The following is a 26,689-nucleotide window of genomic DNA, read 5'->3' as shown; positions in this document are numbered from 1 at the left end:
GAGGATCAGTTCAGCGCGGAGGTGAGCCGCATGACGCCGTCGAGGAAGGTCGACTTCAGCGGCTCCTTCTTCCACTCCTCGAGGGTCAGCTCGCGGCCCGCGTCGCGGTAGGCCTGCTCGACCTCGCGCATCTGCGCCACGAAGGACTCGCCGCGCACCATCATCGAGACCTCCATGTTCAGGCTGAACGACCGGATGTCCATGTTGCTCGAGCCGATGACGGCGATGTCGTCGTCGATCGAGAAGTGCTTCGAGTGCAGGATGTACGGCGCCGGGTACAGGAAGATGCGCACCCCGGCCTCGAGAAGCGCCTCGTAGTACGAGCGCTGGGCGTGATAGACCATGGTCTGGTCTCCGATCTCGGAGACGAACAGCTGCACCTCGAGGCCCCGCTGGCACGCGGTCGTGATCGCGTAGACCATCGCCTCGTCCGGCACGAAGTACGGGCTCGTGAGGATGACCTTCTCGGTCGCCCCGTAGATGAGCGCGAGGAACAGCCTCAGGTTGTTCTCGGTGACGTACCCCGGCCCGCTCGGTACGATCTGGCACAGCAGCGCGTCGGACGAGGTGGATGCCGGCAGCTCGGGGACCGGCACGTGCTCGGTGTTCTGCAGGTCCTCGCCGGCCTCGATGAACCAGTCCGACAGGAACACGATGTTGAGCCCGGCGACCGCCGGACCCGTCAGACGCGTCACGAGCTCCTGCCACATGAGGCCGCGCTTCTGGTTCTTGGGCGAGTCGTAGTCGCGGGAGATGAGGTTCTGCGACCCCATATAGCCGACCTTTCCGTCGACGACGACGATCTTGCGGTGGTTGCGCAGGTCGGGGCGCTGATACTTGCCCTTGAACGGCTGGACCGGCAGCATCCACGCCCATGTCACGCCGATGCGGTCGAGCTCGGCGAACGTCTCCTTGCTCTTGGCCACCTTGCGCGTCGCCACGTAGTCGGCGAGAAGGCGCACGGTCACGCCGCGGGCGACCGCGCGCTCCATCGCGGAGAAGAAGCCGCGCGTGGTGTCGTCCCACGCGACGATGAAGAACTCGACGTGGACCCAGCTCGTCGCCGTGTCGATCTCCGCCGCCATCGCGTCGATCGACGCCTGGTAGTCGGCGTAGAGGGTCGCCTCGTTGCCGAGCGTCGCGGGCAGCGCGGTCAGCGACTCGTTCTGCTGGACCACGCGCTGGAACCAGCGAGGCCACGCGGCATCCATCGTCGAGACCGCGTTCTCGGCGACCTTCGCTCTGATCATCCCGTCGACGCGATTCTGCTCCGCCCGGCGCCTCGCCGGCAGGTGATAGCTGCCGATGAGCAGGAACAGCACGATGCCGAGTCCGGGCAGCACGATGATCAGCAGCAGCCAGGCCATCGCGGCGGTCGGCTTGCGATCGCGGGGGAGCACGATGAGCGCGGTGATGACGATCGCGGCGTGCACGATGAGCGCGAGCACCCAGGACCCATTGGCGATAAGCAGTGCAGTCACGAGAGCAGTGTGCCCTGTTTCGCGGCTCCCGCGCGAACGGCGACCGGTGCGGCGCGTCGCGGGCGGCTGGCGCGGGGTGGTTGTCCGACAGCGCGAAGGAGGGGGATGCCGTGGCGGCCACGGCATCCCCCTCCTCCCGGATCACCCGGCGGGCCTCGTCCGGAGCTCCAGCGAGCGGCGCGCGAGCACGGCGGCGACGAAGAAGCAGACCGCGCCGAGGAATGTGCCGAGATCCACCCAGAGGACGTTGTAGATGTCGTTCGTCGACGGGAGGACGTAGGCGCCGACCGCCGAGATGCCGAAGAAGATCGAGCCGATCATGTTCAGCCACGTGCCGTGCAGCGTCCGGGCGTCGCGGTCCCACAGCTCGTGGCGCCGCTGCGCCGCCACGATCGCCAGCGCGCTCGCGAGGAGGAATGCCGCGGAGCCCCAGGCGTCCGGACGCCACCCGGTGGACGCCGTCGAGGTCTCACGGACGACGCCGATGAGGACGGCGCCCGTGCTGACGTTGAACAGCAGCGTGCCGACGAACTGGATCACGGCCGACCACCAGTCCGCGAACTCGCCCGCGGCCGAAGAGCGCCGCGGCGGTCGCCTGCCGCTCAGAGCCAGTTGCACGAACGCGGCGCCGGTGAAGAAGATCGAGCCGACGAAGAAGGTCGCCGCATCCCAGGTCGGTCCGACGGTGTCCGCGTACCAGGGCACGACGCCCACGGCGAAGAGCACCGAGCCGATGGCGAAGCCCCACGACTCGCGGCGCAGGCGCGTCACGCGCGTCCGGGGCTTCGGCATCCGCCGATCGTACCGGCGTCGGCTGAGTCCTTCTCCGGCGCGGAAGGCCGGGGCGTCAGTCCCTGCTCATCATCGCTTGAACCTCGAGTTCGTAGTCACGGTAGGCCTCTCCCGAGACGTCGACGACGACCTCCTTGATGACGCCACCTGTGAAGCTCCACGGCTGCCGGCCGGGGTAGTCGAAGGTGACGGGGGCGCCGCCGTCGCGTCCGATGTTCAGGCCCTCGCCGGCGAGCGCGAACTTGCCGAGCTGCGTCGCCATCCCCTTGTACTCCCCGACCGGCGTCTCGCCGATGTAGAGGGTGGCGTCGCCGATGCACTGGTTGGGCACGGGCGAGTTGCGCAGCTTCTCGAAGTGGTCCTTCACGAACTCCACGCCCAGGATGCTGCGCCCCTGCGGCACGTCGATGTCCGACGTGATGACCTGCGCGTTCTCGCCCAGGAAGTTGTACACGTAGACGAGCTTGCCGCCCGTGACGTAGAGCGCGTGGCCGCCGAACACGTGGCCGTGCGCGAACAGCACGCCTTCGGCATCGGCGGATCGAATGTCGACGTCCACCGCGATCTTGAACGACCTGCCGCGCACGTTCACTGCCACCGCCTCCGGCACCTCCAGGGTGCCCGGATAGTAGACGTACCGATCGCGCGGGGGCATGAGCTGCGGGCGATCCATCGTGAGGAGCTCCTGCGCGGTGCGGTCCTCGAGGGGCAGGCCGAAGAACTGGCCGGCCTGCACGTGCCACAGCGCAATCAGCTCGTCGCGGAGCTCGGGATGCTGGTCGCCGACGTCGGTCAGCTCCGAACGATCCTCGTCCGTGTGGTACAGCGCCCAGGTGTCCTGGCCGAAGTGCGACCAGCCGGACGGAGCGCCGGCGTGCAGCGCATCGACCTTCCAGCCGTCGCGCCAGAGCGCACGGGTGCCGAGCATCTGGTAGAACTGGCTCCGCTTCTGCGTCTTCGCCGATGCGTCCTCGAAGCTGTAGCGGAAGCTCGTGCCCTCGAGCGGCCACTGCGTGTAGCCCTTCACCTGCTCCGGCAGCTGGAGGGCGAGGCACTCGAAGATCGTGGGGACGACGTCGGTGACGTGCGTGTACTGGTCGCGCAGCTCGCCCTTCGCCGTGATCCCGGCCGGCCAGTGGACGATCATCGGGTCGCAGACGCCACCCTCCCAGGTGGAGCGCTTGAAGAGCTTGAAGGGTGTGTTGAACGCCATCGCCCATCCGGTCGGATAGTGGTTGTAGGTTCCCGGTGATCCGAGGATGTCGAGCTGCTTCAGGTTCTGCGCCGTGTCGTCGGGGACGCTGTTGAAGAAGTTGTTCTCGTTGACCGATCCATTCGGGCCACCCTCGCCCGATGCGCCGTTGTCGGAGAGCATGACGATGATCGTGTTGTCGAGCTCGCCGGTCTGCTCGAGGTAGTCGATCAGCCGACCCACCTGATCGTCGGCGTAGCTCGCGAAGCCGGCGAACACCTCGGCCATGCGGATGAACAGCGTCTTCTCGTCGTCCGACAGACTGTCCCACGGCCGCACCATGTCGACCTCCGGCTGCGGCTTGCCGTCGACGCTCTTCAGGTCTCCGAGCGGGTTCATGGGTGAGAGCCCGGTGCTCTGCGGAAGGATGCCGAGCTCCTTCTGCTTCGCGAGGATCTGCTCACGGATCTTCTCGTAGCCCTCGTCGAACCGGCCCTTGTACTTGTCCGCCCACGCCTTCGGCGGCTGGTGGGGAGCGTGGTTCGCACCCGGGCAGAAGTACATGAAGAAGGGGCGGTCGGGCGCGATCTGCTTGGCATCCCCGATCATCGCGATCGCGCGGTCCACGAGGTCGGTGGTCAGCATGTAGCCGTCCTTGCCCGCCTGCCACTCCTCGACGGAGGCCGGCGCCGCCGGCTGCTCGACGAACTGCTGGTCCTGCACGAGATCCGGGTAGTACTGGTTGGTCTCACCGCCGAGGAACCCGTAGAAGCGCTCGAATCCGCGGCCCGTCGGCCAGTTGCGCTTGGTCGACGCCATGTTGGTCTCGTCGTCCGCCACGCAGTGCCACTTGCCGAGCATGTACGTGTTGTAGCCGCGCTCCTGGAGCACCTCGCCGATGAGCGCCGTCTCGAACGGGATATGCCCGTTCATCCCCGGGAAGCCCTCCGTGGCCTCCGCCACGCACGCCATGCCCACCGTCGTGTGGTTGCGCCCCGTGAGCAGCGCGGCGCGGGACGGCGAGCAGATGGATGTCGTGTGGAACTGCGTGTAGCGCAGGCCGTTGTCCGCCAACCGCTGCATCACCGGCATGTCGACCGGACCGCCGAACGGGCTGAAAGTGCCGAATCCGGTGTCGTCCCAGACGACGAAGAGCACATTCGGTGCGCCGTCCCCTGCTTTCGGCTGCGTATACGGCTCCCAATCCGGGACGGAATCCCGCACATCGAGGTTGATGACGCCGTTGAACTTCTTTTCCATGAGAGACGTTCCTTTCCCGTGGAGCCACGATGTCTGCATCCTCCCAGCGGGGTGTCGTCGTGATCTCATCCCATCCGCATGATGCGGGTGCCTGAGCGGGCTCCTAGCGTGCACCACAGAGTCGGGCACCTGGCTCCGGGCAGCCGGCGTCCGACGACACCCAATCGACCGCGGGGGGATCACTGACATGAGTGACAACAAGCCGAACATCATCGTCTTCTTCTGGGACAACTTCGGCTGGGGCGAGCTCGGATGCTACGGAGGCGGCGTCCTGCGCGGCGCTCCGACGCCGCGCATCGACCAGTTCGCGAGTGAAGGACTGAAGCTCCTGAACTTCAACGTCGAGGCGCAGTGCACGCCGAGCCGATCGGCGATCCTCACCGGGCGCCACCCGATCCGCTCGGGAACGCACAGCGTCGCGATGGCGCCCCCGGACGGGCTCACGCGCTGGGAGATCACGAGCGCTCAGGCGCTGTCGGACGCGGGGTATGCGACCGGCATGTGGGGCAAGTGGCACCTCGGCAGCGATCCGGCGCACCGCAGCCCGGTGGACTTCGGATTCGACGAGGCCGTGTGGTCCCCGCGCACCGCGGACGAGGTGCTGTGGACCACGCAGTCGTACTTCCCCAATGGGAACGTCACGGCCAAGCCCTACGCGGGCGCGATGGAGATCCCGATCGAGCCGGAGACCATCTACTCACGGAAGAAGGGCGAGGACCCCGTCCCGGTGTCGGTCTACGACGCCGAGTTCCGGGCGAGCTTCGACCGGAAGATCACCGAGTGGGCGATCGACTTCATGAACCGCTCTCACGGGGACGACAAGCCGTTCTACATGTACCTGCCCTACACCCAGGTGCACATCCCGCCCATCCCCGACCCCGAGTACGCGGGCAAGACCAAGCGCGGCAACTGGGCCGACATCCTCACGCAGATGGACGACTTCACGGGACGCGTGCTCGACGAGCTCGACAAGCTCGGCATCGCGGACCACACCATCGTCGTCTGGGCGTCGGACAACGGCGCGGACTCGACGTACCGCGCGCCTGCGAGCGACCCCGACCCGCTCGGAGGCCAGTGGAACGGCTTCTCGGGACCCTGGCGCGGATCGCTGTTCACCGCGCTCGAGGGCTCGAACCGCACGCCCTGCATGATCCGCTGGCCGGGCAAGATCCCGGCGGGACGGGTCAGCAATGAGCTGGTCCACGAGGTCGACCTCTTCACGACGCTGGTGCTGGCCGGAGGCGGAGCCGTGCCCAAAGACCGGGCGATCGACGGCGTGGACATGCGCGATTTCCTCCTCGGTGACGCGGAGGAGTCCGGGCGCGAGACGATCCTCTGCTTCAACGGGAACCGGCTGCAGGCGATCAAGTGGCGGCAGTGGAAGGCGCACCTCTTCCAGCAGGACGACTTCTACTCGACGTGGGTGCCCTACAGCATCCCGCACATCTTCAACCTGGAGTGGGACCCGCGCGAGGAGATGCAGGTGGACTTCCCGCACTTCTGGGTCGCTCATCCGATGGCAGCCGCGGCCGGCGCGTTCCTGAAGTCCCTGGCGATGGAACCGCCCATCAAGCCCGGCACGCCGGACCCCTACACGCCCCCGGCGCCGGGAGAGCTCGTACCGCAGGAGCACCTGCAGATCGGGCCCATCGTGCAGTACATCACCACGCTGCACCACCCGCACCCGGCGGCCATGGACGTGAAGGACCACCAGCCCGACCACGGGATGAGCCACCACTCGGGTTCGTGACGGATTCGAAGAGGGGGAGGGGCCGATGAGCGAGGTGGCCCACGGCCCCGGCGATGCCGGGGCCCGGACCGGGACCGGATCGGGGGGCCCGGTCCTGGTCCTGCTCGAGTGCTTCGGCGGACGCAAGTCCGCCGGAGCGGCTCGCAAGGATCTGGATGCGCAGCTGAAGTCGCATGAGAGCGTGCTGCTGGACAGCGTCATCCTCGAGGTGGACGCCGAGAACAAGGCATCCGTCCACGACCCGCGGCGGGTCGCGCAGGGGACCTGGACCGCGTTCCTCACCTGGGGCGTGTTCGGCCTCATCGCGGGAGGGCTCGAGAGCTTCGCGATCTGGGCGATCCTCGGAGCGATCTGCGGTGGACTGTGGGCTCTCTACACGGAGCACCTGCTGGCGAAGAACGAGTTGACGCGCATCGGTCGCCGTGTGCCGGCGGACTCGTCGGCTCTCGTCACGTTCGCGCAGACGCGGGACGTGCGAGCGCTGATGACGGCCGCAGCCGCCCATTCTCCGAAGACCGCGAGCGCTGTCGTCATCGGCGATGACCTCAGCGGGCGCGTGTTCGCGGGAGCCGCCGATCCCATCGAGCTCGAGAAGGTCACCGGCACCGGGGCGATCGCGCCGGATCGCACCGGCGTGCTCTCCATGATCCTGCTGCGCTATCCGGGTGCGGCCACGGCGAAGGAGGTCGCGGCCCTGGCGGCCAAGGGCACGGGCACCTCTCCGGCCCTCGACGTCGAACTGGTGCTGCACGCGGATGCCGACGGCCGGCGCCACGTCAGCTCGCCCAGCTACGGCGCCGGCGCGAACTCGGTCCAGTCGCTCATCAGCTGGGCCGCGTTCGGACTCGTGTGCGGTGCCGTCATCGGCGCCGTCGGCGGCGGCGGAGTGATGGGCGCGGTGCACCAGGCGCTCGTCACGGGCGTCCTGTGGGGCGTCTTCGGCATCGTCGCGGGTGCACTGTTCGGGCTCTGGGCAGGGCGGGGAGTCTCGGCCCGGCGGCTGCGCAGCGTCGGAGCGGTTCTCGCTCCGGACACGTCGATCGTGCTGGCCTGGACGGAGCGACCCGTCGACGACACCCTCCTGGCGCCGTTCCGGCGTCCGGGCATGCAGCACCTGATCGTGCGATTCAACCCGGTCGAGGGCGGGGCCCTCCTCGAGGCCGCCTGACGAGCCGGCCGGGCGGACGCGCGACGACCACACCAAGAAGGGGGAAGGTCAATGCTGGATTCTGTGGTGATGGCCGCGAACATCGACTTCGGCGGCTGGAAGTGGATCGGGAGCTTCACGACTCTCGATCTGATCGCGGCCAGCGTCAATGCGCTCAACGGTGCGCTCCTCGCCCGTCGCCCCGACCACTACAAGAACTTCACGATCATCGGCGTGCTGGGCATGGCGATGCTGATGGGTCTCGGCGGTGGCATCACGCGTGACGTCATCCTGAACCAGGTGCCGGGTGCGCTGACCAACCCGGCGTACATCTTCCTCGCGTTCGTCTTCGGACTCATCGGGTACTCGCTCGCCTTCGGCAAGGGACAGCTCTTCCGCGAGGGCCTCTTCCAGTTCTTCACGTCGTTCTCTCTCCCGCTGTACGCGATCGTCGGCGCACAGAAGGCCGAGGGCGTCGGCCTCCCCGTGCTCGGCGTGCTGGCAATCGCCGTGATCGGCCCGACCGCAGGGCGCTGGTACGTCGACGTGTCGAGCGGTGTGACACCGAAGCAGTTCATCCGCGGTGAGTGGTTCGTGAGCATCGCGCTCCTGACGGGCATCATCTGGGTGATCTGCACCGCCTTCGGTCTGAACACCTGGTGGGCCGCGGGCATCTCGTTCGTCATCGGATACACGTTGCGGATGGTGGCGCTGTACCGCGGCTGGGAGGAGCCGCTCGCGAGGGAGCCCAAGGGCGTCTACAAGCACGACGATGGACGACCGCTGCTCGGCCGCAAGCTCGCCGGCAAGTCGCAGCGCGAGCTGCACGATCTCGGACTCGCCGTCGACAGTCCGTCCGGCGGCGCATCCGGCTCCTAGCCCGCGCCGCGTCCGCCTGAGGGGGAACTCATGAACGCCAGTTCGCATCGGCTCGTCGGACAGGCCCTCCGCCGACGGCCGCAGAAGGCGGCCCTTCGCGTCAGCAGCGGGGTGGTGGTGCTCGTCGTCGTGACCTTCGCACTGAGCGCATGCTTCGGCGGGGGTGGCACCGCGGGGGGCGCCACCCCCACCGGATCCTCCACGCCCGCCGCGTCATCCAGCGGCTCCGCGGCTGCCGCCCAGAGCACCACCTGCGCATCCCCCGACGAGTCGACGCCCTACAGTCCGGTGCCTGCGACGCCCGGTTCGACGGCGGGCAGCGACTGGGTGGGTGTCACGCAGCGCGTGGACGCGAAGATGGATGCGGGCGGGTCGCCGTCGAAGGCGCCGACGGAGACGACCGTCGTCTCGGCCAGTGGCAACCAGACGGGATCCGTGCAGGTCCCGGTCTCGACGTCACACCTGAAGATCAAGGACTCGAAGCACCGCGGCAACTCCCCGAAGCCGACTGCCTCCGACGGCGTGGCCGACATCGCGCTGCGCCCTGAGGGCATCACCGACATGAAGTTCGACTCGAAGTACACCAAGCCGCTGCCCGTCGACGTCACCGTCAGCTACACGTTCGACGGCAAGGCCGTCCCGGCGAGCGACATCGGCAAGGACATCAAAGACAAGAACGGCACGGTCCAGGTCACCTACGAGCTCAAGAACACGACGACCATGCCGATCGCCACCTGTTTCACGGGGTTCGACGGCACGCCGCAGCAGCAGACGGTCGACGTGCCCGTGCCCATCGTGGCCTACCTGACGACGACCGTGCCGCAGACCGCGACGGCGTTCACCGCGCCGGGCGCCGTGCCCGCCGCGAGCAAGAACGGCGTCTCCATCGCCTGGACCCAGTCGATGTTCGCCCCCTTCGGAAACACGAGTCTGACCTTCACTCTGACGATGACCTCGCCCAAGACCTCGATTCCGAAGGCGTACCTCTTCCTCATCACCCTCGACCCGGCGACGATCACCGGGCAGGCGGCTGCGACCTCGACGCAGGTGCTGGGAACAGCGCAGGCGGCCGCGGATCAGGCCATCGGGGCGGTGCAGAGCGCCCTCGATGCGCTGAGCCAGCGCTCGGGCACCTTCGGCAGTTCCCGGTCGACGACCTCCTCGAAGGGCGGGCTCGGCCCGATCTCGCTGCCCGCGGTCTCGGCGCCGGGCCTTTCGCTCCCGGGGCTCTCGCTGCCCGCCATCCCCCCGCTCGGGATCAGTGCGTCGTCCCTGCAGCTGCCCGCCTCTCCGGCCTTCATCGCTCCGCACCTCACGGTTCCTGCCCTCACCGATCCCGGGCTGCCCCAGACCGACTTCGCCGGCCTCGAGGCTCAGCTGACGACCCTTCTCGGCGATCTCGACATGCACCCGATCCAGACGAAACTGGATGCGACGGCCGCCGCGATCGCATCGAGCACAGCCGACGCGCAGTCGATCTGCCAGGCCGCGACCGCTCTCGTCGGCATCGCGACGACGCTGAAGGCGACGTCCCAGAAGATCTCGTCGGCGCTGTCCGACCTGACCGCGAAGCTGCCGCCCGCGATCGACAAGGCCGTGACGATCCGCCAGCAGCTCGACCAGATCCAGCAGGACGTCGATGCGCTGAACCACCCCGCCGACGCGGCCCTGCAGAAGCTGAACGCCGACCTGCAGGCGGAGCGCGACCGTGCGGACCTGCTCGTCAGCGCCCTCACCGACATCGATCACGTCCGGCAGACACTGGTGGCCGATGCGGCCGCGCTCCTCACGCAGGCCGATTCCGTGCTGAACAGCGCGAACAGCCTCGCATCCGCCGCCACGGGGCAGCTCCTGTCGGACATCACCGCGGCGCAGACCGCGGAGACGGATGCGGCGGCCGCCGTCGCCGCGCAGTTCGCGAATGCGGAGGGCGCCGGCAACACGCTGATGTCCACACTGCAGGCGGAGGCCTCCCAGAGCGCGGCGAATGCGAAGAGCCTCACCAGCACGATGAACACGGCCGTGCAGGATGCCGCGGGCAAGGCCGTGCAGAACGCCGCCGAGAAGGCCGCCGCGGCCGTCGCGGCTGCCCGGGCCGCCGCGAACGATGCGCTGGAGTCGGCGAACGCCAACGTGAGCCGGGCCGTGCAGCAGGCGAAGGCCGCGACCTCCGCGGCCGTCTCAGCCGCGTCGGCGCAGGCCGCCACGGCGATCGCGGCCGCCGAGGCATCCGCCCAGGCGAGTGCGAACGCCGCCGCGGGCCAGGTCGCCGCCAGCGTGACGAAGGCGAACGATGCGTTCGCCCAGACCCTCGCGCTCAACCAGCAGGCCCTGCTGAATCAGCTGCCCGAGGGCGCGGCGCAGGGCGCCACGACGCAGAACGGACGATTCCGCTACACGATCGACGGCACCTGAGTCGGGGAGGGGGCGGTTGACGTGAACTTCCCCGGCGACATCCGTCTGCGACGGGCCGCGACGAGCGTCTGGCGGAGCATGCTCTTCTTCCCCGCGATCTACGCGGCGGTAGCCCTCGTCCTGAGCTTCGCGCTGCTGCGCTGGGACGCCGCCGATCCGGCGACGTTCGGATTCCAGGCGAGCGCATCGAGCATCCAGGTCGCGATGTCTGCGCTTGCGAGCGGCATGCTGGCTTTCACGGGTTTCGTCACATCCGTCGTCCTGCTCATCGTCCAATTCGGGACGAGCGAATTCTCGCCGCGGCTCGTGCGGTGGTTCAGCAGCGACCGCACGCTCAACCTGGCGCTCAGCACCTTCATCGCGACCTTCCTCTTCGCGCTCGTGACCACCGCGCAGATCAACACGGCGGCGGGGCAACCGCCGCCGACGCGCAGCCTGGTGGCAGCGACGATGCTGACCCTGCTCAGCATCGTGATGTTCCTTCTGCTCATCGATCACACGATGAACGGGCTGCGCGTCGCTCGGGTCGTGCAGGAGGTGGATGCCGCGGCCCGCCATGTCTTCGACGCCGTCTACCCGCCGAGCCAGTCCGAGGCCGACCACGCCGACCAGGTCGTGAAACGGGCGATGTCCGAGACGCCGGTCCAGGTCGTGACCGCCGGAAACGTCGGCGCCGTCATCGCGACGCTCGACCAGATGGCGCTCGTGGCCATGGCCCGCCGGGCCGATGCGCTGATCCGCATGGACAGCGCGGTCGGCGATCACGTGCCGGCACGCGGCCGACTGCTGAGCGTCTACGGGGCGAAGACCATTCCGGAGTCGCGGCTGCGCCGCGCGGTGATCATGGATGACGAGCGCACCATCGACTTCGATCCCGCTTTCGCTCTCCGCACCCTCGTCGACGTTGCCATCAAAGCCCTCTCTCCCGCCGTGAACGACCCCACGACGGCGGTCCAATCGATCGACCGGATCGAGGACCTCTTGCGCTATGCCGCGCAGAAGCACCTGTCGGTGGGGGCTATCGCAGACAAAGGGGGCGTCATCCGTCTCGTCTATCCGACACCGACCTGGGACGATCTCGTGGAACTGGCGCTCGACGAGATCCGCCAGTTCGGCAGGAATCAGTATCAGATCGCGCGACGACTGCGGGCCCTGCTCGGTTCGTTGTTGGAGGACCTTCCCAAGCGCCGCCGACCCGCGCTGGAGCGTCAGCTGTCGCTGCTCGATGATGCCGTCGCATCCGCCTACCCGGAGTCACAGCGCGCGGACGCGCTGGTGGCCGATCGGCAGGGCATCGGGATGTCACGGTCCCGCCCGGGCGGGGCTTCCCCCACCGCGTGACGGGCATCATCCCTCGAGCAGAGCGAGCTCCCGTGATCGTGCGACCGCCTCGCTGCGCGAGGTGACGTCGAGCTTGCGGAAGAGCGAGTAGGCCTGCGACTTGATCGTGTTCTTCGAGACGAACAGCTCCACCGCGATCTCCGAATAGGTGAGATGGGTCGCCAGCAGCGGCAGCACCCGCAGCTCCGCCGACGTGAGAGAAGAAGCGCCGCCCACACCGGAGCCCTCCAGCGCCGCGAGGTGCCGACGCACATCCTCGGCGTCGTCGACGAGAACGCCGAGGCGCGGCCGGCGCCGCAGGATGTCGTCGATCTCGAGCATCAGCGTGCGGGCGCCCTCCACGTCGTCCATTCCCAGCTCGACGTGTGCGAGAGTCAGCCGGCACTGAAGGGCGCGATGGGGCAGCGCGTAGGTCAGGAGCGAGCGGAGCCGGAGGGCGGACGTGAGTTCGCGCCGCGTTCCCACGACGTCGCCGAAGTGCTGCAGCACCCGCGCGCGGACGGCGCTGACGATGGCGGCGACGTACGACTCCTCGACTCCGGCGTCGAGGAGGACGGCGCGGGCGTCGTCGATCTTCGCCTGGGCGGCCCGCCAGTCCTGCCGCGCCACCGCGACCAGTGCGCGTTCGGCCAGCACCAGCGCGCCGATGTCGGGTGCCGACCGCTCGATGTCCTGGGCCTCGATGAAGAATCCATCCGCCGCGTCCAGGTCCCCGTCGAGCTCCCGCGCGGTTCCCTGCAGGAGCGGTGTGATCGCCCCTCGGAAGCCGACGGCGCCGAGCAATCGCGCCGCCTCGTCGGCGTCCTCGCGCATCGCGTCCACGCCGCGCCGGCAGGTCATGGCCCGCAGGATCGCGGCCATGCCCTCGCTGTAGTCGTCGAAGGCGGGACTCTGCGGCTGTGTGCGCCACCGCTCGACGGCCTCATCCCATCGCTCGGCCTCCCGGGGGTGACCCGTCGTGAGGGCGAGAAAGGCCGCGTTCATCGCGTTGAGCGGATGGAGCTCGATCCCGCGCTTGTCATCCAGCCAGGCGAACCATCGCTGCAGCGTCGCGGTGCGCCCCTGACGGTAGGTCGGGCTCCACTGCGTGCGCAGGAGGCGTGCAACGCTCTCGACGTCGTTCGCCAGGATCGAGTACTCGATGGCCTCCTCCGGCATGTCGTGCTCGAGGTACCAGGCGGCCGCCCGCTTCCGGAGGACGGGCATCAGGTCCGGTTCGAGGCGCTCCAACTCCCCGCGCAGCAGGTCGCGGAAGAGGTGGTGATATCGATACCACTGCCCGCGATGGTCGAGCGGGACGAGCAGAAGATTCGATTGGGCCAGCACCGCCAGCGTGGCGGCGGCGCCGGGGAGGCCGAGGACGGCCTCGCACAGCGGTGCGGACATCCGGTCGAGCGCTGCGGCTCTGGTCAGGAACTGCCGCTGCGCCTCGGAGATCCGAGACAGGAACTCGGACTCGACGTATGCGCTCACGAATCGGTCGTCCCCGGCGAACCGATCGGGTGCGCCGCGGGAGGTGCCACCCGACCTCATGTACAGGGCGGCCAGGTAGAGCCCGACGGGCCAGCCCTCCGTGCGCCGGTAGAGGTCGTCGAGTTCCTCGGCGTCGACCACCACGTTCGCTCCGCGCAGCAGGAGAGCGGCCTCCTCGACCGACAGGGTCAGATCCTCGATGCCGAGTTCGACCAGCCTCCCCTCGGCGCGGAGCCGCGCGACCGGCAGCGGAGGGTCGGTGCGTCCGGCGAGCACGATCCCGGATCCCTCGGGAACGTTGTCGGCGAGAACCCGGACGGCCAAGCGGCACTCCCGGTTCTGCAGCAGGTGGACGTCGTCGAGCACCAGAACCATGGGCGTCGCGATCGACGCCAAGGCCGCGCTCAGCCGCGGGACCGCGGTGGCGAAGACGGACGACCCCGGGGAGTTCAACGCGTCGAACACCCGCTGAGGCAGCGGCGCGATGCGGGAGAGGGACTCGGCGATGTAGGTCAGCAGGACCTTCGGGTCATTGTCGTATTCGTCGATCGAGACCCAGGCGAACGGCCGCTCATCCTGATCCGCCCACTGCGTGAGGAGCGTCGTCTTGCCGTACCCGGCCGGCGCGACGACGGAGATGATCGATCTCGAATCCGCCCGCGCCAGCCGCTCGACCAGGGAATGACGCAGCACGACTCCGGCGCGCGCCGCCGGGCGCGCGAGCTTCGACGTGATGAGATCGAAAGCCCGATTCTCATCGAGATCGTCACGCACATCAGCCATGTCGCACTTCCCTCGGCAACATCGGGCCTGGCCCTCATCACATGCTGGCACAGGTGGCGCCGGGCGTGCGAGGAGGGACGCGTTCCCGTCGCCGCGGCCGGGCTCGGCTCACGGACCTTCGGATGCCGTGGGCCGGGACCGCGGCGGATCAGCCGTTTCGGTGCTTGGTGATCGGAGGCGCCGTCATCCGGTCGCCGCTCGTCGGCAGCAATGCCATGTGCATGGTGAGCCAGGCCAGCTGAGCTCTGGGCCCGGTGATCGTGGCGCCGTCCGGCAGCTGGGCGCACGCCCCGTCCCGACCGATCGTGGCCATCGCGCCGTTGTCGCGATAGCGGAACAGGGCGCTCTCTTCGCCGCTGATCCGTCGCTCGATCGACGCCCCCGCATGCCGTCCGGATTGGAGGGCGACCGAGCCGAGCTGCGGCAGCACCGCCCCCGTCATCCGGTCCCCGATGGCTGCGGCATCCCCGACGACGAAGACTTCGGGATGGCCGGCGAGGGTGAGCGTGCGATCCGTGCCGATCCGGCCCGCCTGCTCCAGCTCGATCCCGAGGCCGCGGGCGACCGATGTCGCCTGGACGCCCGCGCTCCAGATCGTCGTGTGGGCGTTGACCACCGCGCCCGATGCGAGCGTCACCCGAGTCGGCGAGACCGCGGTGACGCGCTCTCCCGTGCGGACGTCGACGGTCCGTTCGGACAGCGCGCGTTCCGCGTAGGCATGGAGCCCGGGGGCGAACTCCGAGAGCAGCTCTGTCTTGGCCTCGACCAGGATCACTCGCGCCTGACTCTCGGAGATCGTCGGGTAGCTCTGTGAGAGCCGCCGGCGATACAGCTCTGCGACGGCGCCGGCAGTCTCGACGCCTGTCGCTCCTCCGCCGGCGATGACGACCGTCGGGCCGCCGTCCTCGATCAGCGCGGGATCCCGATCGGCGGCCGCCCACCGCTCGGCGAGGTGCTCGCGCAGGCGCACCGCATCCCTCAGCGTGTGCAGCGGGAACGCGTGGTCCGCGGCTCCCCGCGCGCTCGACCTGTCGACCTCGGTCCCGAGCGCATACACGAGGTAGTCGTAGGAGAGGGAGGGCAGTCCGTCGACGTGCACCACCTGCGCCGCGAGATCGACCGAGGTCACGGTTCCCTGGTGGACGGTCACATTCGACTGGTCTCCGAGGAGGCCGCGCAGAGAATGTCCGACCGCGCTGGTGTCCAGGAGCCCCGTCGCGAGCTGATACAGCAGCGGCTGAAAGGTCTGAGATTCGTCACGATCGACGACGACGACGTCCGCGTCGACACCATCGAGTCGCCGTGCCGCGCCCACCCCGGCGAACCCGCCGCCCAGGATGACGATCCGCGGAGGCGCGGGAGTGCGGTCACCGGCCATGTCTGGAAGCTAGAGGCGAACGCGGGCGTCCGCGTCATCCAAAAAGTATGAGATCGCCCTGCGCGCCAGTCGCTACGGTGGTCGCATGTCGGATGACGCGCGCGAGATGGTGCTGATCGAGGGCGGGTCCTTCCACATGGGATCGATGGAGTTCTACCCGGACGAACAGCCCGTGGTGGAGCGGACGGTGGCCACGTTCCGCATCGATCGCCATCAGGTCACGAACGAGGACTTCGCCCGCTTCGTCCTCGACACGGGCTACATCACCGTGGCGGAGCGGCCGCTCGTCGGGCCGGCCTACGCGGGCGTCGCGCCCGAGGACCGCGAGCCGGGGTCGATGGTGTTCACGCCGGCGCCCGGCCCTGTCGATCTGCGCGATTGGCGCAACTGGTGGCGGTGGGAGCCGGGCGCCCACTGGCGCGCGCCGTTCGGGCGCGGGTCGTCGATCGACGACAGGATGCGGCATCCCGTCGTCCACGTCGCGTTCGAGGATGCGACGGCCTACGCCGCGTGGGCGGGCATGCGGCTGCCGACCGAGGCCGAGCACGAGTTCGCCTCGCGCGGCGGTGTGGACGGGGCCCGCTTCGCGTGGGGCGAGGACGCCTACCCCGGAGGGGTGCCGCAGGCCAACTCGTGGCTGGGCCGCTTCCCCTACGACAACCAGGGCGTGGGCGGCACCGCACCTATCGGCTCATACCCCGCGAACGGCTTCGGGCTGTATGACATGATCGGCAACGTGTGGGAGTGGACCAGCGATTTCTACACCCCGCGCCACATCGTGCTCAGCGACAGCCCCGTGGATGCCGGCCGGCGGCAGAACCTCCTCGCGACCGCCAGCGCGCGCGAGGGCGAGTCGATTCCCCGTCGCGTGCTGAAGGGCGGATCGTTTCTGTGCTCCCCGGAGTACTGCCTGCGATTCCGCCCGGCGGCCAGGTCGCCGCAGGCGGAGGACACCGGCATGTCGCACATCGGATTCCGCTGCGCGGTCGACGCCTGAGTTCCCGCGCGACGTCTCTCGACTCTCATCCCATCCGGATGATGTCGCCCGCCGGTCCCCGGGACTAACGTGCACGGCATGGGCGCCGACTGTTGCGAGGGAATGGTCGACCGTCGATGTTCATTCGGCGGCTCTTCCCTCGGGCGCGAATGCACACTATCGTCACACGGGAATAGTCGTCGAAAATTCGGGGGATCGTCTTCCGGCGACGCATTTGCCCATTTCGGGCATGAACGATTGAGGGGATCGAATGTCAGTGAATAACAGCCCCAATCAGACCCAGAAGCCGAAGACGGCAGCCGCAATGTCGTGGACGACGATGGCGATTCTCATCGCCACGGCCGTGGCATCCGTCCGTGGTCTTCCCGCGATGGCGGGCTATGGATGGGCGTCCATCTTCCTCTACGTGCTGCCCGCGATCGTCTTCATGATCCCGGTCGCACTCGTCGCCGCCGAGCTCGCGAGCGGGTGGAAGGGCGGCGTGTTCGTCTGGGTGAAGGAAGCCTTCGGCGAGCGCATGGGGTTCAGCGCCATCTGGCAGCAGTGGATCCAGAATGTCGTCTGGTACCCCGCGCAGCTGGCCTTCTTCGCGTCGGCGCTGGCGTATGTGTTCAACCCGGCACTGGCCAACAACGGCCTCTTCACCGGACTCGTCATCCTCGTCGTGTACTGGTTCTCGACCTTCATCGCTTTCCGCGGCGTGAAGGCGTTCGCCGGGGTGAGCAAGTGGGGCTTCATCGCGGGCACGATCGTGCCTTCGCTGGGCCTGGTGCTGTTCGCCATCCTGTTCCTGTCGAGCGGCGGCCACTCGAGCCTTCCCCCGGCATCTCAGGGACCGTGGCTGCCGACCTGGACGGGTCTGGCCAGCATCGTGCTGATCGTGAGCAACTTCCTGTCCTACGCGGGCATGGAGATGAACGCGGTCCACGTGAACGAGATGGACAAGCCGAGCCGCAACTTCCCGCGCGCGATCGTCCTCGCCGCGATCATCATCCTCATCGTCTTCGTCTTCCCGACGCTGGCGATCTCGGTGGGTGTCCCGGCGAGCAGCATCAACCTGACCCAGGGTGTGCTGCAGGCGTTCGACGTGTTCTTCAACCAGATCGGCATGCCGTGGGGCACAACGGTGATGGCATTGCTCATCGTGTTCGGCATCCTCGCATCCGTCGTCACGTGGATCCCAGGACCGAGCAAGGGCCTTCTGCTCGTCGGCCGGCAGGGTTACCTGCCGCCGAGCCTGCAGAAGACGAACAAGAACGACATGCAGGTGCCGATCATGGTGATCCAGGGGATCATCGTCACCGTGCTCGCCGTGCTGTTCGCCGTCGTGCCGAACGTCCAGAGCGTGTTCTGGATCTTCTCCGCGATGGCCGTCCAGCTCTATCTGATCATGTACATGATGATGTTCCTCGCCGCGATGCGCCTGCGGCGGACACATGCCGACGTGAAGCGCGGCTTCCGCACGCCCGCCATGGGACTCGTGGGTTGGGTGGGCTTCCTCGCGAGCCTGCTCGCCTTCCTGATCGGGTTCGTCGAGCCCGAGGGCAGCACGATGGGGCAGCTCGGCTACTCGCTGCTGCTGCTCGGCGGCATCATCGGGCTCGGCGTCTGGCCGTTCATCATCATCCTGTTCCGCAAGGAGAGCTGGAAGGTGAACCCGCCCGAGTCGCACGAGCATGAGCCCGCGACGCCACCGGCTGCGGCGAGCACGGCGACCGCACCCGAACCGACAGCCTGATCCAGGGGGAGAGAAAGAATGCTGCATAAGAGAGAGAACATCCGCGACGAGATCCTCGACGAGGTCTTCTCGTCGACCGACATGTCCGTATCGATGCCGAAGTACCGGATGCCGGAGAAGGAGCACCTCGCCCGGCACGCGTACCAGGTCGTCTCGGACGAGCTGATGCTGGACGGCAATTCCCGTCAGAATCTCGCGACCTTCTGTCAGACGTGGCTCGAGCCCGAGGTGCGTCTGCTCATGGCCGAGACGCTCGACAAGAACATGATCGACAAGGACGAGTACCCCCAGACCGCGGCGATCGAGGAGCGCTGCGTGCACATCCTCGCGGACCTCTGGAACTCGCCCGATGCCGTGAACACGCTCGGCACGTCGACCACCGGCTCGAGCGAGGCGGCGATGCTCGGCGGCATGGCGCTGCTGTGGAACTGGCGTGCCCGCCAGAAGGCCGCGGGCAAGCCCATCGACAAGCCGAACATGATCACCGGTCCCGTTCAGGTCTGCTGGCACAAGTTCGCGCGCTACTGGGGCGTCGAGCTCCGGGAGATCCCGATGGAGGGCGAGCGCTTCCACATGAACGCCGAGGAGGTGCTGAAGCGTGTCGACGAGAACACGATCGGCGTCGTCCCGACCCTCGGTGTCACCTTCACCGGCGCGTTCGAACCCGTGCAGGAGGTCAGCGAGGCGCTCGACAAGCTGCAGGCGGACACCGGGCTCGACATCCCGATCCATGTGGACGGCGCGAGCGGGGGGTTCCTGGCTCCGTTCACGGCGCCCGACATCGTGTGGGACTTCCGCCTCCCGCGCGTGAAGTCGATCAACACGTCCGGCCACAAGTTCGGCCTCGCCCCGCTGGGCGTCGGCTGGGTCGTGTGGCGGGATGCCTCGGACCTTCCCGAGGACCTGATCTTCAACGTGAACTACCTCGGTGGCAACATGCCGACGTTCGCGCTGAACTTCTCACGCCCCGGCGGCCAGATCGTCGCGCAGTACTACAACTTCCTGCGCCTGGGCAAGGAGGGCTACCGGAAGGTCCACCAGGCCTGCTACGACACGGCGATGTACCTCGCAGCCGAGATCGACAAGCTCGGGCACTTCGACATCATCAACGACGGCAGCCCGCAGGTCGGGATTCCGGCGGTGTCGTGGAAGCTCAAGGATGGGATGGAACACAACTTCACGCTGTTCGATCTCGCCGACCGTCTCCGCGCCCGCGGTTGGCAGGTGCCGGCCTACACGATGCCGCCCCACCGCGAGGACCTGCCCGTTCAGCGGATCCTCGTCCGGGCCGGCTTCGAGCGGGATCAGGCCTCCTTGCTGATGGACGACTATCGGGCCGCCATGGAGCATTTCGGCAAGCACCCGATCACGGTGTCGATGACCGAGGAGGAGGCGGGGGCCTTCCACCACTGAGAGACATCGGGGTCGGTCCGCTCGGGGGAGCGGGCCGACCCCTGTGACATCGCCGCGCGGAACGCCGTCGGCGATGAGGAAACGAGGAGGAGAGAACATGGGTTCGGACAATCTCGCGCTGGTCGTCGGCGCCTATGACGACGCGACCGCGGCGCAGGACGACTACGACGCGCTCGAGAAGGGCCAGTCGGAGGGCGAATACGAGATCGTCGGCGCCGTCGTCCTTCAGCGCGATGCAAGCGGCAAGGTGACGGTCAAGGAGCACAAGGACGGCACGGTCGGGCGCGGCGCCGCATGGGGTGCGGGCGCCGGCGTCGTGATCGGCCTGTTCGCGCCGCCGCTGCTCGCCGCCACGGCGATCGGCGCCGGCATCGGCGCCATCATCGGCGCGATCAAGAAGGGCCACGACGAGAAGGAGATGGGCGTCGACGTGGACGAGTACCTTCCACCTGGGTCCTCGGCCGTCATCGCGGTCGTCGACGACAAGTGGGCCGACAAGGTCGAGGCCGCGCTCGAGAGGTCGGACAAGCGCATCAGCAAGGCGATCGACAAGGGCGACTACGACAAGCTGCAGGAGGCCATCGAGAAGTCGGTCGACGACGTCTCTGACGCGGTCGAATCCTGATCGACGGCGTCTCGATGAGCGTGCAGGAGTCCTACTTCTGCACGCTCATCACCGTCACCTCGGCGCCCAGATCTGCGAATGCCGCAGCGAGCGCCCGAACGACATCGGATCTGACCACCACGGTCTGACCCGGGTCATGCCAGAGCTGCACCACCCCGGTCACGCGGCCCTGCAGCACCATGGTGGCGAGCGTGCGCGGTGCGGGATCGGCCTGCACGGCCGGCACGGCCGCCGTGACCGCGACCACGCGGGCGAGCAGATCGTCCGCCGACTGACCCTCCGCGGGCGCGAGCCGGAACTGGATCTCGCTGCGACGCGCGCCGTGGAGCGTGTGGTTCACGACCGAGTCGCCGAGCAGCTTGGCGTTCGGCACGACGACGGTGCGCCCGTCCGCGGTCAGCAGGATGACGGCCCGTGCCGACAGCTCGGTGACCGTTCCGATCACGGCGCCGCCGGGGGTCTCCACCTGGATCTCGTCGCCGATGCGCACCGGGTTCTCGGACTGGATGATCACGCCCGCGGTGAAGTTGTCGGCGGTCCCCCGCAGCACGAGCACCGCCACCACGGCGACGATGATGACGACGGCCAGGAGCGGCTGGATGTTGGCGCCGAGGATTGCCAGGGCGACACCGATCCCGAGCGCGACGACGAGGTACTCCGCGATCCGCGCCGTGGGATATGCGGCCGGCTTGGGCAGGCCCGGGGCGCGTGCGAAGAGGGCGAGCACCGCCTTGCGGCTGAGCCTTCCGAGAATCCAGCCGACGACGATGACGATGATCGCGACGATCAGCTGCCACCACTGGATGCCCGCCAGCAGGGTGGCCAGATCGACGTTCACGAGTTGCCGCACGATCACACGGTAGAGCGTCGGCGTCGTCTCCCCCGGAAGCCCCTCCGGGCGAGTGCGCCGTGGCCCGGTGGCGCCTGGCGGGTCGCCTCACTCGCTCCGGTAGAGTTGAGCGGTCCGCGCGCCGCGCCACAGAGAGCAGCCACAGACCCATGACCTCCCCCGCCATGCCCGATTCGCACCCGGAGGGCGATCGACGCCCGCTGACGGTGCTCATCGGAGCCGACACCTTCTGGCCGGATGTGAACGGAGCCGCCCGCTTCGCGGAGCGCCTGGCGGCCGGTCTCGTCCAGCGCGGCCACGACGTGCACGTCATGGCGCCGAGCAAGACGCATGCGCAGCACGGCACATACCGCGAGACGATCGAGGGTCAGGAGATGACCGTCCATCGGCTGCCGTCATGGCGGTGGTACCCGCACGACTGGCTGCGATTCGTGCTGCCGTGGATGTCGAAGCACTACGCCCGCAAGGTGCTCGACGATGTGAAGCCGGATGCTGCGCACATCCAGTCGCACATCGTGATCGGGCGTGGACTCATGCGTGAGGCGCGCAAGCGCAATGTGCCGGTCGTCGCGACCAACCACGTCATGCCGGAGAACATCGTCGACTTCACGACCCTGCCGCCGTTCCTCGACAAGGTGGTCGTGAGGCTCGCATGGGATGACGCGGCCCGCACGCTGCGCATGGCCCGTGCCGTCACGACACCGACGCAGAAGGCGGCCGACTTCCTCACCGCGGCGACGGGCATGACCGGGGTGATCCCGGTCAGCTGCGGCATCGACCGCTCGCACTACTCGCCCGACCTCTCTCCCCGCGCCTCCAACCGGATCCTCGTCGTCGGACGCCTCACGACCGAGAAGCACATCGACGTCACGCTCAAGGCCGTCGCGAAGCTCGACCCGGCGCTCGACGTGACGGTCGAGATCGTCGGCGGAGGCGACCAGCGCAAGAACCTCGAGGTGCTGACCAAGCAGCTCGGGCTCTCCGACCGCGTGGAGTTCGTCGGCCGTGCGTCGGACGAGGAGCTCCGGCGCCTCTACTCCGAGGCGAGCCTCTTCGTCATCTCGTCGATCGCCGAGCTGCAGTCGATCGCCACGATGGAGGCCATGGCATCGGCCCTGCCGGTCGTGGCCGCGGATGCCGTCGCGCTCCCGCACCTCGTCCACGACGGAGAGAACGGCTACCTCTTCCCGCCGGGCGACGTCGACGCGCTGGCCGACCGCATCACCCGCGTGCTGACGGCATCGCCGGAGGAGCGGCTGCGGATGCAGCAGGCATCCCTCGACATGGTCGCCGTGCACGACATCAACCGCACTCTCGACACCTTCGAGGCGCTCTACCGCGGCGCACCGCTGCCCCTCTGAGGCCCGCCGTGCACGTCGTTTTCTTCGGCGACCAGCACCTCGAGTCGCTGGGCGGAGCCCAGGTCTCCATGCGCCTGCAGAAGACCTACCTGGAGCGCGCCGGGCACACGGTGTCTGTGGTCGCGCCGCGCATGCACGGCCGTCGCGCGCGCGAAGCGCGGAAGGATGCCGCGTACCTCGATCTGCCGAGCATCCCGATCACGCTCGACCTGGAGTACGCGATGACGTGGCCGAGCCGGCGCACCGACCGCTGGCTCGACCGTGCGATGGCCGACCGGCCGCCGGTGGACGTCGTGCACGTGCAGGCCGACTTCTGGGGTGCGTTCATCGGCCACCGCTTCGCGGGGCGCCACGGCCTGCCGGTCGTGCACACCATGCACAACCGGGTGGAGGTCGGGATCGAGGCGACGGCGCCCTTCCCCCAGCTCGTCATGCGCGTGCTCAACGCGTGGGAGCGCCGTGCCCTGCGCCCGAGCGCCTCCGGTGCATCGGCGGTGATCCGGCCGGAATCGGGAGGATCCGCGGCAGGGACCCGATTCCCGCCGGATCGCCGACAGGGGCACGACGGGTGGGCGTACCTCCACCGTCTCGCGGCTCTGTCGGCTGCGGTCACCGCACCCTCGGGGCACTTCGCCGAGCGGCTCGAGCTGCACGGCGTGTTCCCGTACGTCGACGTCATCTGGAACGGCATCGACGACGACGTGCTCGAGGGCGTGCTGGCGGCGGCATCCCCCGAGCGTGCGCCCGGCCCGCCGCGCCTCGTGTGGATCGGACGCATGAGCCCGGAGAAGAGGCTGCTGCCCTTCCTCGAGGCGCTCGCGGCATCGGGCATCGACGCCGACGTCGAGGTGATCGGCGGCGGCGGCCAGCTGCGCGCGGCGCGCCGGCTCGTCGCCAAGCTGCGGCCGCGGGCCTCGGTGCGCTTTGCGGGACGCTTGCACTATCCGCAGGTGCTGCAGCGGATCGCCGCCGCCGATGCCGTCGTGCAGACGTCGATCGGCTTCGAGACGCAGGGCATGACGATCTTCGAGGCGGCCTCGCTCGGCACGCCGTCGATCGTCAGCGACCCCGATCTCGCCGACGAGCTCGGAACGGGCCTCTGGCCGGTGCGCGACGACTCGGTCACCGCTCTCGCCGACGCGCTGCGGGCGGCGGCAGCCGACATCGCGTCGGGCCGCCCGCGTACGCCCGACCCGACGGTGCGAGAGCGGTTCCGCCAGTCGTCGCGCACGGCGGCGATGGTTGAGGTCTACGAGCGCGCGCTGGCGCGCGGCCGGTAGACGGCGAACGCCCCGACCCTCGCAGAGCGGGAGCCGGGGCGTCGTTCCGAGTGGGTGTCAGCCCTTCGCGGCGTCGATCTCGCGGCCGTGCACCGTCAGGGCGTAGATCACGACGATGTCGAGCGCGAGGACGGCGAGCGAGAGCCACGGCTGAACGTCGATCAGCGTGATCTGGCCGAACGCGTTGATCGCGACGAGCACGATGGCCGTGATGCGCGCCCACCTCTGGCCGCCGAGCAGCGCGATGCCGATGAGGATGAGCAGGATGCCTGCGATCAGGTGCCACCAGCCCCACCCCTGGACGTCGATCGAGAACAGCCCGATCTTGCCCAGGAAGTAGGCCGTGTCGGGCCCGATGAGTGCCTGCAGGCCGTGGAAGGCGTCGATGGCGCCGCTCACGATGAGGATGACGGCTGCGAACGTGCCCCAGCCCGCCCAGCCCGACCTCGCGGTGGTGTTGTCAGTCATGAAGAGATCCCTTCATCTTGGGCGCGAACACGGCGAGCGGGGCTCGCCGGTCGTTCTCGCGCAGGTGCCTTCCAGGAGCACCGTGGTCACACCATAGCGAACCTGGGAGGAAGCTGGGAGTAACGGGCGACGGCGCGTGTCGCGGCGTTTCGCGGATGGCCGTCAGGGGCGCGGGTGGCCGCGCTGCCGATCGGGTCACTAGCGTGTGACCGTGGGGTGGAATCCGAGGACCTGGTTCTCGCGCACGACGCTGGGGAAGGATGCCGCATCCGGCCTGATCCTCGGCATCGAGGGCGTCCCGGATGGGCTGGCCGCCGGCGTGCTCGCCGGCGTCAACCCGCTCGCCGGCCTCTACGGGTATCTGTTCGGCATGGCGGGCGCGGCGATCCTCACCGGCAGTGCGCTCATGGCCGTGCAGGCGACGAGCGCGATGGCCCTGGTGGTGTCGGATGCCGGCCTCGAGTCGGCGCCCGACCCGAACCGGAGCCTCTCGACGCTCGCCCTGATGACCGGCATCGTCATGGCCATCGCCGGGCTCGTGCGCGCCGGACGCCTCGTGAGCTTCGTTCCGACCGCCGTCATGACCGGCTTCGTCACGGCGATCGGCATCAACATCGTGCTGGGGCAGCTGTCCAACCTCACGGGCTATCAGGGCCGGGGTGCCAACCGCCTTCTGAAGACCATCGACGTGTTCCTGCACATCGGGCAGTGGAGCATCCCGTCGCTCGTGTGCGGCGCCATCACCGCGCTGGTGATCCTCTCATTCCGCTCGACGCGGATCGGGAGCCTGAGTCTGGTGCTCGCCGTCGTCGTCGGCTCGGCGGCCGCCGCACTCCTCAACCTCTGGGTGGCGCATCCCGCCGTCCTCCTGGACGACATCGTGCACGTCCCGCGGTCGCTGCCCGTGCCCGTGCTGCCCGACCTGGCCGACGCGCCGAACCTCCTGATCCCGGCCGTCTCGCTCGCCTTCATCGGCCTGGTGCAGGGCGCCGCGGTGTCGGCCGGCATCCCCACCCCCGACGGACGCCGCCCCGACACGAACCGGGACTTCATCGGTCAGGGCGCCGGCAACATCGTCTCCGGTCTCTTCCAGGGCATGCCCGTCGGCGGTTCGATGGCAGGCTCGTCGATCCTCGTGCAGTCAGGTGCGAAATCGCGCCTGTCGCTGTTCATCGCGAGCGGCGTCATGGTGCTCGTCATCCTGTTCGCCGCCGACGCCGTCGGCTACATCGCGATGCCCTCCCTCGCCGGACTCCTCATCTACGTCGGCGTGCTCACGGTCAAGCCCAGCCGCGTGCACTCGGTCGTGAAGTCCGGACCGCTCCCCGCGGCGATCATGGCGGTCACCTTCGCGCTGACCCTCGTCATCCCGCTGCAGTTCGCGGTGCTGGTCGGGGTCGGCCTCGGGATCATCCTGTACGTCGCGGAGCAGTCGAACCAGATCCGCGTCCGGCAGCTGCACCTCGAGGGCGACGGACGTGCGCGCGAGAGCGATCCGCCGGCCGTCGTGCCCGGCGGTCAGGTGGTGATCCTCCAGCCGTACGGCAGCCTGTTCTTCGCGAGCGCTCCGGTGTTCGAGAAGCAGCTGCCGGCGGTGGATGCGACCTCCCACGGCGCGGTCGTCATCGTGCGGCTGCGCGGCATCGACCAGATCGGCCTGTCGCACGTCGACGTGCTGCGCCGCTTCGCGGGCCGACTGCGCGAGGTCGACGGCGCGCTGAAGGTCGTCGCCGCGGAGGCCGCGGTGATCGCGCGCCTGGATGCCGGCGGCCTCGCCGCCGAGGTCGGGCCCGAGAACATTTACAAGGGCAACGAGTGGATAGGCGCGACCGTTCGCCGCGCCTACGACGACGCGACCGGCGAGATCGAGGCGCGCGGCGGCTGATCCGCCCGCTACTCCTGTCTGCGCTGTGCGAGGCCGATGACCAGGCCGATGACGACCGCGACCAGCAGGATCGCGACCGGGATCCACGCGGGCGTGTAATCCACCTTCTCCCCCAGGGCGCATTGCGCGGCACCGGGGAAACACAGCATGTACGCGTTGATCAGAAACATCGGACCCCCTC

General features: G+C 68.6%; 20 protein-coding genes. 12 read left to right on the top strand and 8 right to left on the bottom strand.

The window, feature by feature from the left end:
* Positions 1-5: 5 nt before the first annotated feature.
* The 3 genes from cls to AC0NZN_RS14740 form a co-directional block, all read right to left on the bottom strand.
* Positions 6-1,481, bottom strand: a complete 1,476-nt coding sequence (cls, locus tag AC0NZN_RS14750; protein ID WP_474593071.1) for a cardiolipin synthase — start codon at positions 1,479-1,481, stop codon at positions 6-8.
* Between the two features lie 141 nt (positions 1,482-1,622).
* Positions 1,623-2,273, bottom strand: coding sequence for a hypothetical protein (locus AC0NZN_RS14745; RefSeq protein ID WP_474593070.1), 651 nt, complete (start codon positions 2,271-2,273; stop codon positions 1,623-1,625).
* 55 nt (positions 2,274-2,328) lie between these two features.
* Complete coding sequence (locus AC0NZN_RS14740; RefSeq protein WP_474593069.1) at positions 2,329-4,725, bottom strand: arylsulfatase; 2,397 nt, start codon at positions 4,723-4,725, stop codon at positions 2,329-2,331.
* A 187-nt stretch (positions 4,726-4,912) separates the two neighbouring features.
* Here AC0NZN_RS14740 and AC0NZN_RS14735 point away from each other — a divergent pair, with 187 nt between their 5' ends.
* The 5 genes from AC0NZN_RS14735 to AC0NZN_RS14715 are packed head-to-tail and all read left to right on the top strand — an operon-like array spanning position 4,913 to position 12,257.
* Entirely contained in the window at positions 4,913-6,475 is a 1,563-nt protein-coding gene (locus AC0NZN_RS14735; protein ID WP_474593068.1) for a sulfatase-like hydrolase/transferase, read from the top strand.
* 25 nt (positions 6,476-6,500) lie between these two features.
* Positions 6,501-7,643 carry a hypothetical protein gene (locus tag AC0NZN_RS14730; RefSeq protein ID WP_474593067.1) on the top strand — a complete coding sequence of 381 codons (1,143 nt, stop codon included), beginning with the start codon at positions 6,501-6,503 and terminating at the stop codon, positions 7,641-7,643.
* 51 nt (positions 7,644-7,694) lie between these two features.
* Positions 7,695-8,501, top strand: a complete 807-nt coding sequence (locus tag AC0NZN_RS14725; protein WP_474593066.1) for a trimeric intracellular cation channel family protein — start codon at positions 7,695-7,697, stop codon at positions 8,499-8,501.
* Positions 8,502-8,531: 30 nt separating this feature from the next.
* A complete protein-coding gene (locus AC0NZN_RS14720) occupies positions 8,532-10,916 on the top strand; it encodes a hypothetical protein (protein WP_474593065.1) in 2,385 nt (794 codons plus the stop codon).
* Positions 10,917-10,937: 21 nt separating this feature from the next.
* Positions 10,938-12,257: a DUF2254 domain-containing protein gene (locus AC0NZN_RS14715; RefSeq protein WP_474593064.1), complete on the top strand. Its 1,320-nt coding sequence runs from the start codon at positions 10,938-10,940 to the stop codon at positions 12,255-12,257.
* A gap of 6 nt (positions 12,258-12,263) precedes the next feature.
* On the opposite strand, the gene AC0NZN_RS14710 is transcribed toward AC0NZN_RS14715, so the two are convergent.
* Positions 12,264-14,513 carry a winged helix-turn-helix domain-containing protein gene (locus tag AC0NZN_RS14710; protein WP_474593063.1) on the bottom strand — a complete coding sequence of 750 codons (2,250 nt, stop codon included), beginning with the start codon at positions 14,511-14,513 and terminating at the stop codon, positions 12,264-12,266.
* Between the two features lie 148 nt (positions 14,514-14,661).
* Complete coding sequence (locus AC0NZN_RS14705) at positions 14,662-15,891, bottom strand: NAD(P)/FAD-dependent oxidoreductase (RefSeq protein WP_474593062.1); 1,230 nt, start codon at positions 15,889-15,891, stop codon at positions 14,662-14,664.
* Between the two features lie 106 nt (positions 15,892-15,997).
* On the opposite strand from AC0NZN_RS14705, the gene AC0NZN_RS14700 reads away from it, so the two are divergent.
* The 4 genes from AC0NZN_RS14700 to AC0NZN_RS14685 all read left to right on the top strand — a co-directional run bounded on the left by AC0NZN_RS14700 (position 15,998) and on the right by AC0NZN_RS14685 (position 20,664).
* The gene (locus AC0NZN_RS14700) at positions 15,998-16,888 is read left to right on the top strand and encodes a formylglycine-generating enzyme family protein (RefSeq protein ID WP_474593181.1); all 891 of its coding nucleotides are present in this window, start codon (positions 15,998-16,000) and stop codon (positions 16,886-16,888) included.
* 250 nt (positions 16,889-17,138) lie between these two features.
* Positions 17,139-18,626, top strand: coding sequence for a glutamate/gamma-aminobutyrate antiporter GadC (gene gadC / locus AC0NZN_RS14695; protein WP_474593061.1), 1,488 nt, complete (start codon positions 17,139-17,141; stop codon positions 18,624-18,626).
* Between the two features lie 18 nt (positions 18,627-18,644).
* Positions 18,645-20,039 (top strand): glutamate decarboxylase, encoded by a 1,395-nt coding sequence (gene gad, locus AC0NZN_RS14690; protein ID WP_474593060.1) that lies wholly within the window; start codon positions 18,645-18,647, stop codon positions 20,037-20,039.
* 97 nt (positions 20,040-20,136) lie between these two features.
* The gene (locus tag AC0NZN_RS14685) at positions 20,137-20,664 is read left to right on the top strand and encodes a DUF1269 domain-containing protein (protein ID WP_474593059.1); all 528 of its coding nucleotides are present in this window, start codon (positions 20,137-20,139) and stop codon (positions 20,662-20,664) included.
* Positions 20,665-20,695: 31 nt separating this feature from the next.
* Here the strand turns inward: AC0NZN_RS14685 and AC0NZN_RS14680 are convergent, their stop codons facing one another.
* The gene (locus AC0NZN_RS14680; protein WP_474593058.1) at positions 20,696-21,514 is read right to left on the bottom strand and encodes a mechanosensitive ion channel domain-containing protein; all 819 of its coding nucleotides are present in this window, start codon (positions 21,512-21,514) and stop codon (positions 20,696-20,698) included.
* A gap of 149 nt (positions 21,515-21,663) precedes the next feature.
* Between AC0NZN_RS14680 and AC0NZN_RS14675 the strand changes: the two genes are divergently transcribed.
* Both AC0NZN_RS14675 and AC0NZN_RS14670 read left to right on the top strand, forming a co-directional pair.
* Positions 21,664-22,875: a glycosyltransferase gene (locus AC0NZN_RS14675; RefSeq protein ID WP_474593057.1), complete on the top strand. Its 1,212-nt coding sequence runs from the start codon at positions 21,664-21,666 to the stop codon at positions 22,873-22,875.
* Between the two features lie 8 nt (positions 22,876-22,883).
* A complete protein-coding gene (locus tag AC0NZN_RS14670; protein ID WP_474593056.1) occupies positions 22,884-24,155 on the top strand; it encodes a glycosyltransferase family 4 protein in 1,272 nt (423 codons plus the stop codon).
* 57 nt (positions 24,156-24,212) lie between these two features.
* Here AC0NZN_RS14670 and AC0NZN_RS14665 read toward each other — a convergent pair whose 3' ends face one another.
* On the bottom strand, positions 24,213-24,623 hold the full coding sequence (locus AC0NZN_RS14665) for a DUF7144 family membrane protein (RefSeq protein ID WP_474593055.1): 411 nt from the start codon (positions 24,621-24,623) through the stop codon (positions 24,213-24,215).
* Positions 24,624-24,834: 211 nt separating this feature from the next.
* Between AC0NZN_RS14665 and AC0NZN_RS14660 the strand changes: the two genes are divergently transcribed.
* Positions 24,835-26,508: a SulP family inorganic anion transporter gene (locus AC0NZN_RS14660; RefSeq protein WP_474593054.1), complete on the top strand. Its 1,674-nt coding sequence runs from the start codon at positions 24,835-24,837 to the stop codon at positions 26,506-26,508.
* A gap of 8 nt (positions 26,509-26,516) precedes the next feature.
* Here the strand turns inward: AC0NZN_RS14660 and AC0NZN_RS14655 are convergent, their stop codons facing one another.
* Positions 26,517-26,678: a hypothetical protein gene (locus AC0NZN_RS14655; protein ID WP_474593053.1), complete on the bottom strand. Its 162-nt coding sequence runs from the start codon at positions 26,676-26,678 to the stop codon at positions 26,517-26,519.
* Positions 26,679-26,689: the final 11 nt, after the last annotated feature.

The sequence above is a fragment of the Microbacterium sp. sgz311019 genome, from assembly GCF_056135325.1.
This window is presented reverse-complemented; position numbering and strand designations above follow the sequence as displayed.

Excerpts from the sequence above, each read along its gene's own strand:
- AC0NZN_RS14700 (WP_474593181.1), top strand. The coding sequence starts at position 15,998 with ATGGTGCTGATCGAGGGCGGGTCCTTCCACATGGGATCGATGGAGTTC.
- AC0NZN_RS14745 (WP_474593070.1), bottom strand. The coding sequence starts at position 2,273 with ATGCCGAAGCCCCGGACGCGCGTGACGCGCCTGCGCCGCGAGTCGTGG.
- AC0NZN_RS14675 (WP_474593057.1), top strand. The coding sequence starts at position 21,664 with ATGACCTCCCCCGCCATGCCCGATTCGCACCCGGAGGGCGATCGACGC.
- AC0NZN_RS14725 (WP_474593066.1), top strand. The coding sequence starts at position 7,695 with ATGCTGGATTCTGTGGTGATGGCCGCGAACATCGACTTCGGCGGCTGG.
- AC0NZN_RS14655 (WP_474593053.1), bottom strand. The coding sequence starts at position 26,678 with ATGTTTCTGATCAACGCGTACATGCTGTGTTTCCCCGGTGCCGCGCAA.
- AC0NZN_RS14730 (WP_474593067.1), top strand. The coding sequence starts at position 6,501 with ATGAGCGAGGTGGCCCACGGCCCCGGCGATGCCGGGGCCCGGACCGGG.
- AC0NZN_RS14735 (WP_474593068.1), top strand. The coding sequence starts at position 4,913 with ATGAGTGACAACAAGCCGAACATCATCGTCTTCTTCTGGGACAACTTC.
- AC0NZN_RS14710 (WP_474593063.1), bottom strand. The coding sequence starts at position 14,513 with ATGGCTGATGTGCGTGACGATCTCGATGAGAATCGGGCTTTCGATCTC.
- AC0NZN_RS14685 (WP_474593059.1), top strand. The coding sequence starts at position 20,137 with ATGGGTTCGGACAATCTCGCGCTGGTCGTCGGCGCCTATGACGACGCG.
- AC0NZN_RS14665 (WP_474593055.1), bottom strand. The coding sequence starts at position 24,623 with ATGACTGACAACACCACCGCGAGGTCGGGCTGGGCGGGCTGGGGCACG.
- AC0NZN_RS14720 (WP_474593065.1), top strand. The coding sequence starts at position 8,532 with ATGAACGCCAGTTCGCATCGGCTCGTCGGACAGGCCCTCCGCCGACGG.
- AC0NZN_RS14740 (WP_474593069.1), bottom strand. The coding sequence starts at position 4,725 with ATGGAAAAGAAGTTCAACGGCGTCATCAACCTCGATGTGCGGGATTCC.
- AC0NZN_RS14705 (WP_474593062.1), bottom strand. The coding sequence starts at position 15,891 with ATGGCCGGTGACCGCACTCCCGCGCCTCCGCGGATCGTCATCCTGGGC.
- gad (WP_474593060.1), top strand. The coding sequence starts at position 18,645 with ATGCTGCATAAGAGAGAGAACATCCGCGACGAGATCCTCGACGAGGTC.
- gadC (WP_474593061.1), top strand. The coding sequence starts at position 17,139 with ATGTCAGTGAATAACAGCCCCAATCAGACCCAGAAGCCGAAGACGGCA.